At 63.4% G+C, this 14,659-nt stretch carries 12 protein-coding genes and 2 pseudogenes; 8 read left to right on the forward strand and 6 right to left on the reverse strand.

What is annotated here, in order from left to right:
* Positions 1-103: 103 nt before the first annotated feature.
* The 4 genes and pseudogenes from LOY69_RS11755 to LOY69_RS30545 form a co-directional block, all read left to right on the forward strand.
* Positions 104-397 carry a DUF3144 domain-containing protein gene (locus LOY69_RS11755; protein WP_102864173.1) on the forward strand — a complete coding sequence of 98 codons (294 nt, stop codon included), beginning with the start codon at positions 104-106 and terminating at the stop codon, positions 395-397.
* A 324-nt stretch (positions 398-721) separates the two neighbouring features.
* On the forward strand, positions 722-1,138 hold the full coding sequence (locus tag LOY69_RS11760) for a fascin domain-containing protein (protein ID WP_047285711.1): 417 nt from the start codon (positions 722-724) through the stop codon (positions 1,136-1,138).
* A gap of 533 nt (positions 1,139-1,671) precedes the next feature.
* Positions 1,672-2,307 (forward strand): annotated as a pseudogene (locus LOY69_RS30540) (cache domain-containing protein); the annotation flags it as partial.
* 588 nt (positions 2,308-2,895) lie between these two features.
* Positions 2,896-3,429: pseudogene (locus tag LOY69_RS30545) on the forward strand (methyl-accepting chemotaxis protein); the annotation flags it as partial.
* Positions 3,430-3,500: 71 nt separating this feature from the next.
* Here the strand turns inward: LOY69_RS30545 and LOY69_RS11770 are convergent.
* Positions 3,501-3,956 (reverse strand): hypothetical protein, encoded by a 456-nt coding sequence (locus tag LOY69_RS11770; protein WP_123392989.1) that lies wholly within the window; start codon positions 3,954-3,956, stop codon positions 3,501-3,503.
* 26 nt (positions 3,957-3,982) lie between these two features.
* The gene (locus tag LOY69_RS11775; RefSeq protein ID WP_110652950.1) at positions 3,983-4,906 is read right to left on the reverse strand and encodes a LysR family transcriptional regulator; all 924 of its coding nucleotides are present in this window, start codon (positions 4,904-4,906) and stop codon (positions 3,983-3,985) included.
* Between the two features lie 128 nt (positions 4,907-5,034).
* Between LOY69_RS11775 and LOY69_RS11780 the strand changes: the two genes are divergently transcribed.
* The 3 genes from LOY69_RS11780 (at position 5,035) to LOY69_RS11790 (ending at position 9,523) form a co-directional block, all read left to right on the forward strand.
* On the forward strand, positions 5,035-6,471 hold the full coding sequence (locus LOY69_RS11780) for an MFS transporter (protein WP_102879989.1): 1,437 nt from the start codon (positions 5,035-5,037) through the stop codon (positions 6,469-6,471).
* 36 nt (positions 6,472-6,507) lie between these two features.
* Positions 6,508-8,232: an alkaline phosphatase D family protein gene (locus tag LOY69_RS11785; RefSeq protein WP_265074600.1), complete on the forward strand. Its 1,725-nt coding sequence runs from the start codon at positions 6,508-6,510 to the stop codon at positions 8,230-8,232.
* Positions 8,233-8,344: 112 nt separating this feature from the next.
* Positions 8,345-9,523 (forward strand): DUF6166 domain-containing protein, encoded by a 1,179-nt coding sequence (locus LOY69_RS11790; RefSeq protein WP_170004897.1) that lies wholly within the window; start codon positions 8,345-8,347, stop codon positions 9,521-9,523.
* A 12-nt stretch (positions 9,524-9,535) separates the two neighbouring features.
* On the opposite strand, the gene LOY69_RS11795 is transcribed toward LOY69_RS11790, so the two are convergent.
* A complete protein-coding gene (locus tag LOY69_RS11795; RefSeq protein WP_170004899.1) occupies positions 9,536-10,207 on the reverse strand; it encodes a hypothetical protein in 672 nt (223 codons plus the stop codon).
* Positions 10,208-10,394: 187 nt separating this feature from the next.
* Positions 10,395-11,627 carry a diaminopimelate decarboxylase gene (lysA, locus tag LOY69_RS11800; protein WP_123392995.1) on the reverse strand — a complete coding sequence of 411 codons (1,233 nt, stop codon included), beginning with the start codon at positions 11,625-11,627 and terminating at the stop codon, positions 10,395-10,397.
* A 129-nt stretch (positions 11,628-11,756) separates the two neighbouring features.
* On the opposite strand from lysA, the gene LOY69_RS11805 reads away from it, so the two are divergent.
* Positions 11,757-12,671 carry a LysR family transcriptional regulator gene (locus tag LOY69_RS11805; RefSeq protein WP_123392997.1) on the forward strand — a complete coding sequence of 305 codons (915 nt, stop codon included), beginning with the start codon at positions 11,757-11,759 and terminating at the stop codon, positions 12,669-12,671.
* A 127-nt stretch (positions 12,672-12,798) separates the two neighbouring features.
* On the opposite strand, the gene LOY69_RS11810 is transcribed toward LOY69_RS11805, so the two are convergent.
* On the reverse strand, positions 12,799-13,977 hold the full coding sequence (locus LOY69_RS11810) for an acetyl-CoA C-acetyltransferase (RefSeq protein ID WP_110652954.1): 1,179 nt from the start codon (positions 13,975-13,977) through the stop codon (positions 12,799-12,801).
* Positions 13,978-13,988: 11 nt separating this feature from the next.
* Positions 13,989-14,648: a CoA transferase subunit B gene (locus LOY69_RS11815; protein ID WP_011060620.1), complete on the reverse strand. Its 660-nt coding sequence runs from the start codon at positions 14,646-14,648 to the stop codon at positions 13,989-13,991.
* Positions 14,649-14,659 lie beyond the last annotated feature (11 nt).

Below are 14,659 nucleotides of genomic sequence, written 5' to 3' on the forward strand. Positions count from 1 at the left end.
CCGGGGTGATGGGGGAGTGGGCGGGGTGAAAATAATCGGTTCGCGGTGACAAACCTCTTATACTCCTGCGCCTTATTTTCCCAGCCAGCCAGAGGAACGCCCCGTGGCCAACGAACCGGATCAGGATTTCTACAACCGCGCCGATGCCATCATCGAGTTGACCAACTCCCATATCGCCGACAGCAGCCGGGGCAAGGCCAGCGCTTCGCTGATGTACGCCAATGCGCGCTTCAGCGCCTGGGTCAGCGCCTGCGGCTGCCGTAATGCCGAGGAACTAGCGGCGTCCAAGCAGCAGGCGGTGGACTATTTCCTTGAGGAGTTCCGCCTGATGCTGGAAGAGAACCTCACCGACTACGTCGAGAACTACTCGCGCTACATGAACGCCAATCCGGATTGAAAACAGTCGACGCGGTCTTGCCTGGGCCGCTTTCGTGAGACTGTCGGGCAGTCGCTTGCTGCCCCGCTGCAACCCGTGCACTTATCGCCTCGGGTTGTCTGCCGCCCACCTTGCATAACCCTTTGATCTGAGCGTTCCAGGACCACGGCAACCGTTGGTCCTGTTGTCTTGCGGCCATCCCGAGCGCCGCCAGGGGCTCAACTACACTGCGCCTGCGGCAAGTCTTGCCGGGCGTCGTACCTCCTGCTCAGGGAGGCCGATGACACGGTGGCTTCAGGCCCCGCGACAGACAGGAACACATCCAATCAGCAAGGAGTGCCAACCATGATCGTCATTCCACAACGTGTCATTGAAAACGGTAGTGTCATCTCGCTGCGCGGCGACTCGGGCAACTATATGTCGCGGATGGGCGCGACCGGGCTTGAGCTTTCCAAGGGCTCCATCGACCAATACTGCAAGTTCCGGGTGGTGCTGGTGCAAATCGGCACCGACAAGAAACTTGCGCTGCAGGGCGACACAGGCAAGTTCATGTCGCGCATGGGGGCGACGGGGCTGGAGTTGTCCAAGGACAGCATCGATCAGTATTGCCAATTCGCCTATGCCATCGATACCGCCAGCGGGCAGGTTTCCCTGCGCGGCGACAACGGCAAGTGGATGTCGCGGATGGGCGAGACCGGGCTCCAGTTGTCCAAGGACGGGATCGACCGGTTCAGCCAGTTCATGCTGGTTCTGGAAGGTTGATGCCCGAGTGATTGGGTAGCTCCCTGGCGCTGGCCGGGGCAAGACGGTGACGGTCATTCGCAGCTGCGAGCATTCGTCCACCGATTGAACCCGTGGTGCAGGGCCGGACACACTCTGTCGAGCGCGAGTGCTGCCATCAGCGCCGTTGCCGAGCCGGTCGCGGGAATTCATACACACATTCTGGTCACACAAAACGTGATCGGCGTCACTCTTTTCTCAAGTGATCCATGACCCTGGTCGATAAGCTCTGCATGCCTATTGATACGGAGTTCGTCATGGCCTTGCTACCGGTTCGTCTGTCTCATCGTTTGACCCTCGGCAGTGTGCTGCTGTTGCTGTTCACGGCGTTGGCGGTGTTCGCCGTGATGACCTTGCGGGGGCAGCCCAGAGTGGTGGCGGCGAGCTCGGCCCTGATTGAACAGACCGGCAGTGCCATCGTCCGGCAACTGGCCTTGCAGTTGGCCGGGATCGAAGGGGTGACGGCCAGCATGGCCCATCTGGTGGAAGGGCTGCCCAAGGAGCAGGCGCTGGTGATGGCCACCTTGCCCAAGCTGATCGACCACGAAGGCGACAAGGCGATCGCCGGGGGCGGCATCTGGCCGGAACCCAATGCCTTCACTGCCGGGGTCGAGCGCCGCAGCTTCTTCTGGGCGCGCAGCGATGCCGGGCCCCTGGCGTTCTCCGATGACTACAACGCTGCCGGCAGCGCCGGCTATCACCATGAAGCCTGGTACACCGGCGCGCGCAACAGTGCGCCGGGGCGTTGCCTGTGGTCCGAGGCCTACCAGGACCCGGTGACCCAGGTGCCGATGACCACGTGCAGCGTGCCCTATCGTCAGGACGGCGCCTTCGCCGGGGTCGCCACCATCGACCTGCGCCTGGATGACTTGGCGCGTTTCCTCAAGGAACAGGGCGCGGTCACCGGCGGTTATGCCTTTGCCCTGGATCAGGCCGGCAATGTCTTGTATTTCCCTGATGCCCAGGCCGGTGGCGGTGGGCAGATGCTCAGCTTCGACGCCTTGAGCAAGCAGCAGCCCTGGCTGCATCCGGTGGCCGAGGCCCTGGCCAAGGCGGCGCCTGCCGGGCAGGTGCGCAGCCTGGATCTGGCAGAGGATGGCCGGCTGCAGGAAGCGGCGCGGGTCAGCCTGTTCAGCATGCCCGGCAGTGGCTGGACCATCGGCCTGGTGACCCCCGAGCAGAAGGTCACCGGCCTGGCTCGGGCCATGACCACCGAGATCCTGCTGTTCCTGCTGCCGTTGCTGGCGCTGCTGTTGTTCTTCGCCTGGCTGGCCGGGCACAAGCTGATTGCCCAACTGGAGGAAACCACCCAGCAGATCGATGCCCTGGGCCGCGGTCAGGCCACGGACAACGCCGAGCTGCACGTGGCCCGGGCCGATGAGATCGGCGCCTTGCGCGGTGCGGTTAACCGCTATGCCGGGCAACTGCGGCAGATGCTGCACAAGATCGCCAGCGAAGCCCAGCAGTTGCAGAACGAAGCCGCGCGCCTGGGTGAGCTCAGCAGCACCCTGGCCCAGCGCGCCGAGCAGCAACGCCAGGAAAACACCCAGTTGGCCACGGCCATTACCCAGATGTCCTCCAGTGCTCTTGAAGTGGCGCAGAACACCAACAACTGCGCCGACACCGCCCGCCAATCCCTGGTGGTGGTGCAGGACGGCCAGCAGCGGGTCGCGGCCAACAGTCAGTCGATCCAGCAGCTGTCCACGGAAATGGCCGAGGCCACCGCGGTGATCCAGCGCCTGGAACAGGACAGCCAGCAGGTCGGCGCGGTGTTGGATGTGATCAAGGCCATCTCCGAGCAGACCAACCTGCTGGCGCTCAACGCCGCCATCGAGGCCGCTCGGGCCGGGGAGCAAGGCCGCGGCTTTGCCGTGGTGGCGGATGAAGTACGGACCCTGGCCGGCCGCACTCAGACCTCGGCCAACGAGATCAGCGGCATGATCAGCGATTTGCAGCAGGCGTCACGTCAGGCGGTCCAGGCGATTCAGGCCGGTGAGGCGCGGACCCGTGAAGCCGTGGGCGAGGCCTCCGGCGCGTCGCAGGCACTGTCGAGCACCGTCACCAGCTTCGACGATATTTCCCAGCGTGCGCAGCAGATTGCCGTGGCGGCGCAGCAGCAGAGCCATGTGACCCAGGAGATCAACGAACTGGCGGTGCGCATCCACGGCATCAGCGAGGACAACGCCCGGGACGCCCAGGCCCTGGACAAGGTCAGCGAGGCCATGCAGGCCCTGTCCGGGCGCTTGTCGAACCTCAGCCAGGGCCACAGCTGAGGCATTGCCTGCCCGGGCCGTCAGTGGTCCGGGCGGGTTTCACTCCCCCGGGCCGCAGTCGCCGGCCCGTTTCAGACCTGGCTGGACATCATTAGCTTGAGGTTCAGCAACAGCCCCAACGACACCCAGCCGACCCCCAGCAGGCCATTGATCAGTGGCTTGCCGGGAGCCACGCGCGTGGCCAGGAAACGGGCGATGGCGGCGCCGATCAGCGCGCCGGGAAAGTCCAACAGGTAGAACAGCCAGCCCATGGAGTCCTCCGGGGAGCTGATCCACAGGCTGAACAGCTGCAGGTGCGCGGCCAGGGCCAGGGCCACTCCGGTGAACAGCGCCGGCGTGGGCCGGGTGCACAGCAGCAGGCCGAGGATCAGCCCCTGGGGCAGCCAGTAGGCGGCAAAGTTTTCCCAGAAATACTCCATCGGTTGCCCGGCCCGGACGATTGCCAGGGACAGCCCCCAGAGGAGCGCGACGATGGCGGGTAGGTACTTGAGGCGGGCAACGGGTACAGCGAGTGAGGGTGAGGGCATTGCAGGGTCTCGAGGATCAAGGGGCATCAGCGGTGGTGGCCGCCGGGTAGGGTATCTGTGGTGTCGCTACAGAGTTCGTGGACGCATTGGCGCAACCAGCGATGGGCCGGGTCGGCCTCCATGCGCGGGTGCCAGAGCAGGGAAATGGTCAGCTCCGGCAGCGGTACCGGCAGGCGGAAACTGTGCAGGCCTTCTCGCAGGTTGCTGGTGTGGCGTTCGGGCACCAAGGCGATCAGGTCCGAACCCCGGGCCAGGGCCAGGGCCGCGGAAAAACCGCTGACCAGGGTGACGATCTGCCGCTGCCGGCCCAGGGCCTGCAGCGTATCGTCCATGCGGCTATGGTCGTGCCCCTGGTGGGACACCAGGATGTGCTGGCCGGCCAGGTAGTGGTCGAGACTCACCGGGCCGCGGCTCAAGGGGTGGTCGCTGCGCACCACGCCGATAAAGCGATCGCGAAACAGCGCCCGGGTGCGCAACTCGGGGCTGGTGTCGGCATCGATCACTGCGGTTTCCAGATCGACGCTGGCCTCGCGCAGGGGCTTGCTGTCGCGGTCCAGCTTGGGCACGAAATGCACCCGTACCCCGGGCGCTTCGGCCCGCAGGCGGTTGACCAGGGCCGGGCCGAAGTTTTCGACGAAACCGTCGCGGCTGCGCAGGGTGAAGGTGCGCACCAGTTGCCTGAGGTCGATCTGCTCGGCCGGGCGCAGGGCGGCCTGAGCTTGCTCAACCAGCGGTCCGACTTGCTGGCGCAGTTCCAGTGCCCGGGGCGTGGGCACCAGGCCGCGTCCGGCGCGGACCAGCAGCGGGTCGCCGGTGGCCTGGCGCAGGCGGGACAGGGCCCGGCTCATGGCCGACGGGCTCAGGTTCAGGCGCAGGGCGGCCCGGGCCACACTGCCTTCGCTCAGCAGCACGTCCAGGGTCAGCAGCAGATTCAGATCGGGAGTCGACATGGGCGGAATCTAGCACGCCCAGAGCTGACATGGCGTTGTATGCATCAATTAACTGCAAAGCCTGCGTCTTCCGCCAGGTCTGGCGCGGACATAGGCTGGCGGGCAAATGCCTTGATGGAGTCTGCGCAATGTCCACCCTTGAGTCGAACCGTCCCGCGCTTCAACCCCGTGCACGCTGGGCCCTGGCCAGCCTGTCGCTGGCGACGCTGATGCCGTCCCTGGACACCAGCATTGCCAACGCCGCGCTGCCGAGCCTGGCCCGGAGCCTGGAGGCATCCTTCCAGCAGGTGCAGTGGATTGTCCTGGCCTACCTGCTGGTGATCACCACCTTGATTGCCAGCGCCGGGCGCCTGGGAGACCTGCTGGGCCGGCGCCGGGTGCTGCTGGGCGGGATCGCCCTGTTCACCCTGGCGTCGCTGCTCTGTGGTCTGGCGCCAAGCCTCGGTTGGCTGCTGGCGGCCCGGGCCCTGCAAGGCCTGGGGGCGGCCCTGATGCTGGCCCTGAGCATGGCCCTGGTGGGCGATGCGCTACCCAAAGCTCACACGGGAACGGCCATGGGCGTGCTGGGCAGCCTGTCGGCCCTGGGCACCACTCTCGGTCCGTCCCTGGGCAGCCTGTTACTGGCCGGCGTCGGCTGGCGCTGGATTTTCCTGGTCAATGTGCCGTTGGGGCTACTGGCTTGGCTGCTGGCCTGGCGTTGCCTGCCACAGGACCCCAAAGCCACCTCAGCCAGCGCTTTCGATCTGCCCGGGACGCTGCTCCTGGCCCTGAGCCTGGGTGCCTATGCCCTGGCCCTGACCCTGGGGGACAACCCGCTGGCGCTGTTGAACCTGGGGCTGTTGTCGGTAGCGGTGGGTGGGGGCGTGCTGTTGGTGTGGGTAGAGCGACGGGTAGCCGCGCCGCTGTTTCAGCCCGCCTTGCTGCGCCGGCCGCAACTGCGCCGCAGCCTGCTACTGAGCCTGCTGGTGTCCACGGTGATCATGACCACTCTGGTGATCGGGCCTTTCTATCTGTCCCAGGGGCTGGGGCTGGCGACTGTCTGGGTGGGCCTGTGCCTGTCCCTGGGGCCGCTGGTGGCGACCCTGAGCGGGGTACCCGCCGGACGCCTGGTGGATAGGCTCGGCGCCCGGCTCTTGTGCCGGCTCGGGCTGCTGGGCATGTTCTTCGGTCTGTGCCTGCTGGCGCTGTTGCCCGTGAGCCTGGGGCTGGCGGGGTACCTGCTGCCCATTGCCCTGGTGACCGCCAGCTATGCGCTGTTCCAGGCGGCCAACAACAGCCTGGTGATGCTCGACGTGGCAGCGCAGCAACGGGGGCTGACGGCGGGCCTGTTGAGCTTGTCACGCAACCTTGGCCTGATCAGCGGCGCGGCCGCCATGGGGGCGTTGTTTGCCGTGATGTCGCGGCCGGGCGAGGGCGGTCCTGCCGATGTCGCGGCGGTGGCCCGTGGCATGCACTGGACCTTTGCGGTCGCTGCCGTTCTGATGCTGCTGGCGCTGATTGTCGCCTGTTTCGACCGGTTGTCCGAGGCGCCTGATCGGGCTTGTCGGTTGCCGCGCCCGAACTAAGCTTGGCCTGCACACCCCACCAAGGAGCAGGTCACCGTGAGTACACTTCGCACCCCTTCTTTAGGCCCGATTGTCGGGCACACCACCGATACGTCCTGCCGTTTATGGATCGCCGCCTCCGATGCCCTGGACGAGAAGGGCGTGGCGGAGGATATCCGCACCATCGGCGTGATTGGCGTGGTGGGCAGCAATGGTCGGGTCGCGGCGGACAACATCTTCTATTTTCGCTTGCGACGCGAGTACCACCGTACCGGCACTTTCAATCTTGGTGTCGACACCAGCCTGTGGAGCAACCAGGCTGCGCGCAAGCAGCTCAAGCCCTTTGTGCTGACGCCTGACACCCGGTATCGGGTGCGCATGGCGTCGCTCAACGTCGATGACGCGGGCAGCAACGATGATGATGTGTCCAGCGAGTCGGTGGTGCAGCGCCTGCCCGAGCCTGGCGCCTGGGCCAATGATCTGAACCGCACCGGGGCCGACAAGATGTACGTCGAAGCCGAGTTCACAACCCACGCCAGTGCCGGCGCCAAACCCGCGCCCCTGAGCTTTCTGCTGGGGTCTTGCCGCTACCCGGGGCTGCTGTGGAAACGCAAGAATTCCGACACCATCTTCGGACCGATGCTGGCCGACCATGGGGATGCGCAACTGGTGCTGATGGTGGGTGACCAGATTTATGCCGACCTGTTCAACCGCCTGGTGCCGGTGGGGCTGGCGGATACTTTCGAGGAATTCGAGGAGCGCTACCACAGCGCTTTCGGCTCGCCGAACATCCGCCAATTGCTGGCCCACCTGCCCACCTACATGATCCTCGACGACCACGAGATCGAGGACAACTGGACCCAGGACCGGATTCGCAAGGACCGTGACAAGCGCCTGCTGTTCAACCTCGCCATGGGCGCCTACATGAGTTACCAGTGGAGCCATGGACCCCGCTTTGCCGACAGCTATGTCCATGGCCGGGCCATGACCGGTGACGACAAGTACCTGCAGCAGTTGCAGACCAACCAGCTGTTCTACGACTTCTCCTGTGGCGACTACCCGTTCTTCGTGCTCGACACCCGTACCCAGCGCTTTCTCGATGATGTGCCGGACGCCCTGGAGGACAACCATCTGCTGGGCCGTCCTTCACTGCACCCCAGCGAGCCGGGTCAGCTCGACCGGCTGTGTGCCTGGTTGCGGCACATGCAGGAGGATCGGGGCAACATCCCCAAGTTCGTGGTCACTTCCAGCGTCTTTGTGCCCAACGGCGTGGATACCGTGGGCACAGACTCTGATGCCGTGCGCCACAAGAACGACAGCGATTCCTGGTCGGCTTTCCCCTCCACGCGACGCGCCGTGCTGGAAACCATGATCGAGCACCAGGTGCAGAACGTGGTGTTCCTGTCCGGAGACATTCACTGCTCGAACATTTCCCGGTTGGCGTTCAGTGCCGCGGGTCAGGCCCTGAAGTCCTATGCCGTCACCTCGTCGGCCTTCTACTGGCCTTTTCCCTTTGCCGACGGTGACCCGGCCGGTTACGTGCACGACTCAACGGCGCCGCAGACGCCCGATAGCTTTGCGCTTCTCGACGGTACGCACACCATGGATTACCACACCTGGGCCTTTACCCAGGCCGATAACTTCGCCCGTCTCGACTTGCATCCCGACAGCGCCGAGTTGGTGGTGCAGTTCTACGGCGCCGACGGTGCGCCGCTGTTGACCCGCAAGCAGGACGACAGCGTGAACAACCAGGAGGAACGGCTGCAACTGATGCCTTGGTAGCAGGGGCGTCCTCAGCTATGCCGATTGATGGATAATCAACCTCCCCTGACCGCTTGCTCCGGCCGGGGGAGGCAATGGAGTTTCCATCAATCAGGCGGGCAGGGGCGTAGGCATGGGGCTAGGTGTACAGGAGATCAATGGCAGTATCGGTGAGCAGAAAACATCGGCGCTGTTGTTGAAACGATTCTGGGTTTTGAAGCGCACCCCCGATGTGGATGGCGCAGATTTTCTGGTGCAGTTTCCGCAGACCGATCTTGAGTCCATCAGGGCTGCCGCTGGTGGCATCCAGTGCTTCGGTATTGTGCAGTCGAAGTACTTCCAGAAGAAAAATCCGGTGCGTATCCAAAAGCATTATGTATTGGATCAACAGGTTCCCCGCTGCGAGTTTTTTTGCTTGATCCACTCCCAGGATGATCAGGGTAATGACCTGACCTACTTCTTTTCGGCCAAAGAAATTGTTCAATGCTTCGAGGACAGGGGGGATAATTATGTGTTCTCTGTCACCAAGAAAAGAACCTATGAAAAGTACCGAAATCTTAGTTCGCAGGTGATCTTCAATAGCATTGAAAATGGCATGTATGAGGCCGATGTAGCGAACAATAAAGTGTATATAAACAAAATATACGAACGTATTGTCATGCCTACACAGCATTATCAGGAAGAGCCTGATTTCGAGTATTCATTGAGGATTGTCGAAGGGGTCAGGCTGGTTATCTGCTTTGATCTCCAATCGTCACGTAAGCATCTGCTGGAAGGACGACGAGACCTGCATGCCAATCGAGGAGAGTTCGGCTGGGGTGGCAAAGGCACCGGCAGCAAGTTTCTGGCCGTATCCTTGCTGGCTCATCACCTGGATGGCGCCACGCCCGGAGAGAACGAAATCAATGCGCTCTTGAACAATTTGATTGCAAAACTGGATTTCACCGCAGAGCACCGGATCTCAAGTGCGGATGTGCGGCTCGCACTGTCGAAGGTGACCCCCCAAGGGCAGTTGCTGTGGGACAAGAGCCAAGCCGAATTGCCTCAGAATGAGGACTTTTCACGAGAGTATTTCATTATCAAAGACTTGATTGGCAACGTCTTGCACATGGAGTGCTATCGCGCAGAGCAGTATGAGATCCCTGTAGAGGCAACGCTTGCCAGTCAGGTGTCGATCTTTCTTCCTGTGGCCAAGAAGAACCTGGATGCTACATCGAACAAGTTGCTGGCAGTGGTAGCGCTCAAACGAGAGTGGCAGGGCGCTCAAGTCGTGCGGATTCTTGGAATCCAGAGTATCTACTATGACAATTGATATCTTGGGCGCTTAGACCTCGCGGCCTTTTATGTAGATTTCGTGCAAGTCATCTACGCGACCAAGAAACATCGCCTGACGACATAGCATCGAACTGATGAGGGCGATGCTAATGCCCAGGTAAAGTAACTTGTATTGCGCGATGGGCAGAAAAACTGGGGTGTTGTAGCACAACTCTATGGTGATCAGGGTAATGAATCCGCTCAGCAGGTTCTGGCAAAGCGTCACTTCCGCCATGGCCTTCACCAGTGTCTTCCCGGCCCCCTCATCCTCTTTTATGACTTGGTCGATGCGCTTTGAAAGATGTTTCCATTGCCTGGTAAAGGAGGTGGATGTTTCTCCGTCCAGTCCCAGCAATTGTTTCATGTTCCGGCTGCTGGCTAAGAGGGCGATGGACAACAGGTCCCAGAGGACGGCAAAACCTGTGAAGACGATGCCGGATACGTAGCTAAGAATGATCAATACGATAAGCAGAGTGCCTGTGAGCATTGCTGGAACACTTTGCGGTTCAACCCCTGGCAGGAGCGGGTACTTGAAGGCCAGGACGATCCAGAACGCCATGCCTGGGCAGATTCGCGCAATCAGGTCGTAATAGATGCTGGGAATGAGGTTGAAGATCGAGGTGAGCCCGCTGCCGCCTTCGCTCTTGCCGGGTTCTTTCTTACCCTTGTCTGCATCGCTCATGGCTCTCTCCCTTGTGCTCGGAACTCCTGGCTACTGACTATTAGTTCAAGGGGATTGCCTTGTCCATGGAGCAGGCTGGCTAAGCCGGTCAGCAGCGCGATGGCATGGAAAGGGACGAGCACCTGGCTGGGCGAACACAGGGCCTTGTTTCCCTGTGTCGCTATCCGGATCGGTATCCAGAGGGGGCTTACAACCCCAGTTCCAGCGCCAGCAAGTCCGCCAGTGGCTGGCGCCGGCGGATCAGCTGTGGCTGGCCGTTGGCGAACAGCACTTCCGGCAGCAGCGGCCGGCTGTTGTAGTTGGAGGACATGCTGGCGCCGTAGGCGCCGGTGTCGTGCAGCACCAGCAGGTCGCCGACCTGGGCCTGGGGCAGCAGGCGCGGGGTCAGGCATTCGTCGTCCTGGGTGAAGATATCGCCGGACTCGCACAGCGGGCCGCCAACCACGGTCAGCTGTTGCGGGCGCTGCACCGGCTGGCCGCTGGCGTCCAGCAGGCTCATGCCGTGGTAGGCGCCGTACATGGCCGGGCGCATCAGGTCGTTGAAGCCGGTGTCCACCAGCACGAAGTGGTGCTGGCCGGCGGTCTTCACCACCCGTACTTCGCTGACCAGGCAACCGGCCTCGGCCACCAGGAAACGTCCGGGCTCGATTTCCATGCGCACGCCGTGGCCCAGGTAGGCCTCGATCTCCCGGCGCGCAACGCTCCAGGCGTTGGCGTAGCGCTGCACGTCCACCGCGGTGTCACCGTCGCGGTAAGGGGTGGACAGGCCGCCACCAATGGAGAACGCCTCGATGTCGTGGTCCAGGGATTTCACCGCCGTCACCATGGCCGCGCCCACTTGCTCCAGGTGGTCGTAGTCGACCCCGGAACCGATGTGCATGTGCAGGCCCACCAGGTGCAGGCCGTACTGGCGGATCACCGCCAGGGCTTCGCCGACCTGATCGTGCCAGATGCCGTGTTTGCTGTTCTCGCCGCCAGTGTTGGTCTTGCGGCTGTGGCCGTGGCCGAAGCCCGGGTTGATCCGCAGCCAGACCCGGTGCCCCGGGGACTGCTCCCCGAGTTGACGGAGCATGTCGATGGAGCCGGCGTTGACCTCCACTTGCAGTTCCACCACGCGCTTGAGGGTGGCTGCGTCGAACAGGTCGCAAGTGAAGACGATGCCGGCATCCACCGGGCTGAAACCGGCCAGCAGGGCACGCTCGATCTCCCCCAGGGATACGGCGTCGACCCGTACCCCGGCCTCGCGGATCAGGCGCAGCAGGTGCAGGTTGGACGAGGCTTTCTGGGCGTAGCGCACCACGTCGAAGGCCTGCAGTTGGGCAATGCGCGCCTGGATGGTGGCGGCGTCATAGCACCACAGTGGAGTGCCATATTGGCGGGCAGCGGCGACGAGTTGAGCAGGAGAGAAGGGAATGGCCATGGGGATTGCTGTCTGTGGTCAGTGAGAGTGGCTGCAGCATGCCGATTTCCGGTCATTCAATAAAATATCTATTCTTTGTAGCCTGATTCAGATCTGATATGGGTTGAGCGATCAAGCGAGCCTCTGTTCATGGACATCTCCCTGCGGCACATCGAAGTATTCCGCGCCATCATGCAGGCCGGCAGCGTCACCGGCGCCGCGCGCCTGCTGTTCACCTCGCAGCCCACGGTGAGCCGCGAACTGGCGCGGCTGGAGGCGCTTTCCGGCCTGCGCCTGTTCGACCGCGAAGGCGGGCGCCTGTTGCCCACGGCCCAGGCCCTGCTGTTGCTTGAAGAGGTCGAGCGGGCCTATGTGGGGCTGGAGCGGATCAACAGCGTGGCCCAGTCGATCCGCCGTTTCGAGCACGGTCAGTTGAGCCTGAGCTGCCTGCCACTGTTCTCCCAGACCCTGCTGCCGCGGGTGTGCCAGCGCTTTTTGCAAGCGCATCCGGGGATCGGCCTGAGCATCACTGCCCAGGAATCGCCGCTGCTGGAAGAGTCCCTCAGCGCCCAGCGCCATGACCTGGGCCTCACCGAAAGCGAGCACCTGCCACGAGGTACTCAAGGGGAGCTGCTGTTCTGCGCCGACATGGTCTGCATCCTCCCGGACGATCATCCGCTGTTGGCCAGGCCACGGCTGGCTTCGGAGGATTTTCGCGGGCAGAACTTCATCAATCTTTCGGGCCTGGATATCTACCGGCAAACCCTGGACGAGCATTTTCGCCAGGCCGGGGTCGATCGCCGGGTGGTGGTGGAAACCACCAACGCCGCCTCGGTGTGCGCCATGGTGCGCCAGAAACTGGGGGTGGCGATCATCAATCCCTTGAGCGCCATGGAGGAAGTGGGGCGTGGCTTGGCGATCCGTCCGCTGCAGCTGTCGGTGCCGTATCGGGTGATGCTGATCCGCCCGGATTACCGGCCGTCATCGAGTTTTGTCGAGGGCTTTTGCCAGTCGTTGCGAGAGGAAGCGCGGCGCCTGGAGGGGCAGCTACGTAACATCCTATGAAAACCGACACCCTCCTACAGGAGCCCGCTTGCTGGCAAAGGCGATCTCTCGAACGCCTTCGCTGGCAAGCGGGCTCACAACGGGATGTTTCTGAGGGACAGGCCCGCGCAGGTCGCGGGCCGGATGGTTAGCGCTCGATGGCCAATGCCACGCCCTGACCGCCGCCGATGCACAGGGTCGCCAGGCCTTTCTTGGCGTCGCGCTTGAGCATTTCATGCAGCAGGGTCACCAGCACCCGGCAGCCCGACGCGCCGATCGGGTGGCCGATGGCAATGGCGCCACCGTTGACGTTGACCTTGCTCGCATCCCACGCAAGCTCCTTGGCCACCGACAGGGATTGCGCGGCGAAGGCTTCGTTGGCTTCGATCAGGTCCAACTGGTCCAGGGTCCAGCCGGCCTTGTCCAGGCAGCGGCGGGTGGCGGAGACCGGGCCGATGCCCATGATCGCCGGATCGACCCCGGCGTTGGCGTAGGCGGCGATCCTGGCCAGTACCGGCAAGCCCAGGGCCCGGGCCTTGCTGGCGCTCATCAGCATCACTGCGGCGGCGCCGTCGTTCAGCGCCGAGGCGTTGCCGGCGGTGACGCTGCCGTCTTTCTTGAATGCCGGCTTGAGCTTGGCCAGGGCTTCGGCGGTGGTGCCGGGGCGCGGTTGTTCGTCGGTGGCGAAGGTCAGCGGTTCGCCCTTGCGCTGGGGAATCTGGATCGGGGTGATCTCGTCAACGAAGCGCCCGGCCTCGATGGCCGCTGCAGCTTTCTGTTGGGAGGCGGCGGCGAAGGCGTCCTGGGCTTCGCGGCTGATGCCGTATTTTTCCACCAGGTTCTCGGCGGTGATGCCCATGTGGTAGTCGTTGAAGGCGTCCCACAGGCCGTCGCTGATCATGGAGTCGATCATCTGGCTGTGGCCCATGCGCAGGCCGGTGCGGGCGCCGGGCAGCACGTAGTTGGACAGGCTCATGTTTTCCTGGCCGCCGGCGATGATTACTTCGGCATCGCCGCAGCGGATGGCCTGGGCGCCCAGGTGCAGGGCTTTAAGGCCAGAGCCGCAGACCTTGTTCAGGGTCATGGCGGGCACGGCGTGGGGCAGGCCGGCCTTGATCGCGGCCTGGCGGGCGGGGTTCTGCCCGGCGCCGGCGGTGAGCACCTGGCCCATGATCACTTCGTCCACCTGGGCCGGGTCGATGCCGGTCTGGGCCAGCAGTTGGCGAATCACCGCGGCGCCCAGGTCGACGGCGGGAATGCCCGCCAGGGAGCCCTGGAAACTGCCCACGGCGGTACGAGTAGCGGCAACGATAACGACGTCTTGCATGTTGGGGCTCCTTAAGCGAACTGCATTTCAGGCACGTGGTCCGGCACGATCAGCTTGCCGGCGGTCTTGCTGACGATTTCCTCGACGCTGACCCCGGGGGCGCGCTCCTTGAGGATGAAGGCGCCGTTCTCGATCTCCAGGTAAGCCAGATCGGTGAGCACGCGCTTGATGCACTGGGCGCCGGTCAGCGGCAGGCTGCAACGGCTGAGCAACTTGGACTCGCCGTCTTTCGAGGCATGGGTCATGGTGACGATGATGTTCTCGGCACCGGCCACCAGGTCCATGGCGCCGCCCATGCCCTTGACCAGCTTGCCGGGGATCATCCACGAGGCGATGTTGCCTTGCACGTCGACTTCGAAGGCGCCGAGCACGGTGAGGTCGATATGGCCGCCGCGGATCATCGCGAAGGATTCGGCGGAGGAGAAGATCGAGGCGCCGATGCGTGCGGTGACCGTCTGCTTGCCGGCGTTGATCATGTCGGCGTCGACTTCGTCTTCAGTAGGAAAGGCGCCCATGCCCAGCAGGCCGTTTTCCGACTGCAGCATGACTTCCATGCCGTCGGGGATGTAGTTGGCCACCAGGGTCGGAATGCCGATGCCGAGGTTGACGTAGAAGCCGTCCTGCAGTTCGCGGGCGACGCGCTGAGCCATTTGTTCGCGGGTAAGAGCCATGTTTGTTGTCC

Source organism: Pseudomonas sp. B21-059, assembly GCF_026016285.1.
Classification (GTDB): domain Bacteria; phylum Pseudomonadota; class Gammaproteobacteria; order Pseudomonadales; family Pseudomonadaceae; genus Aquipseudomonas; species Aquipseudomonas danubii.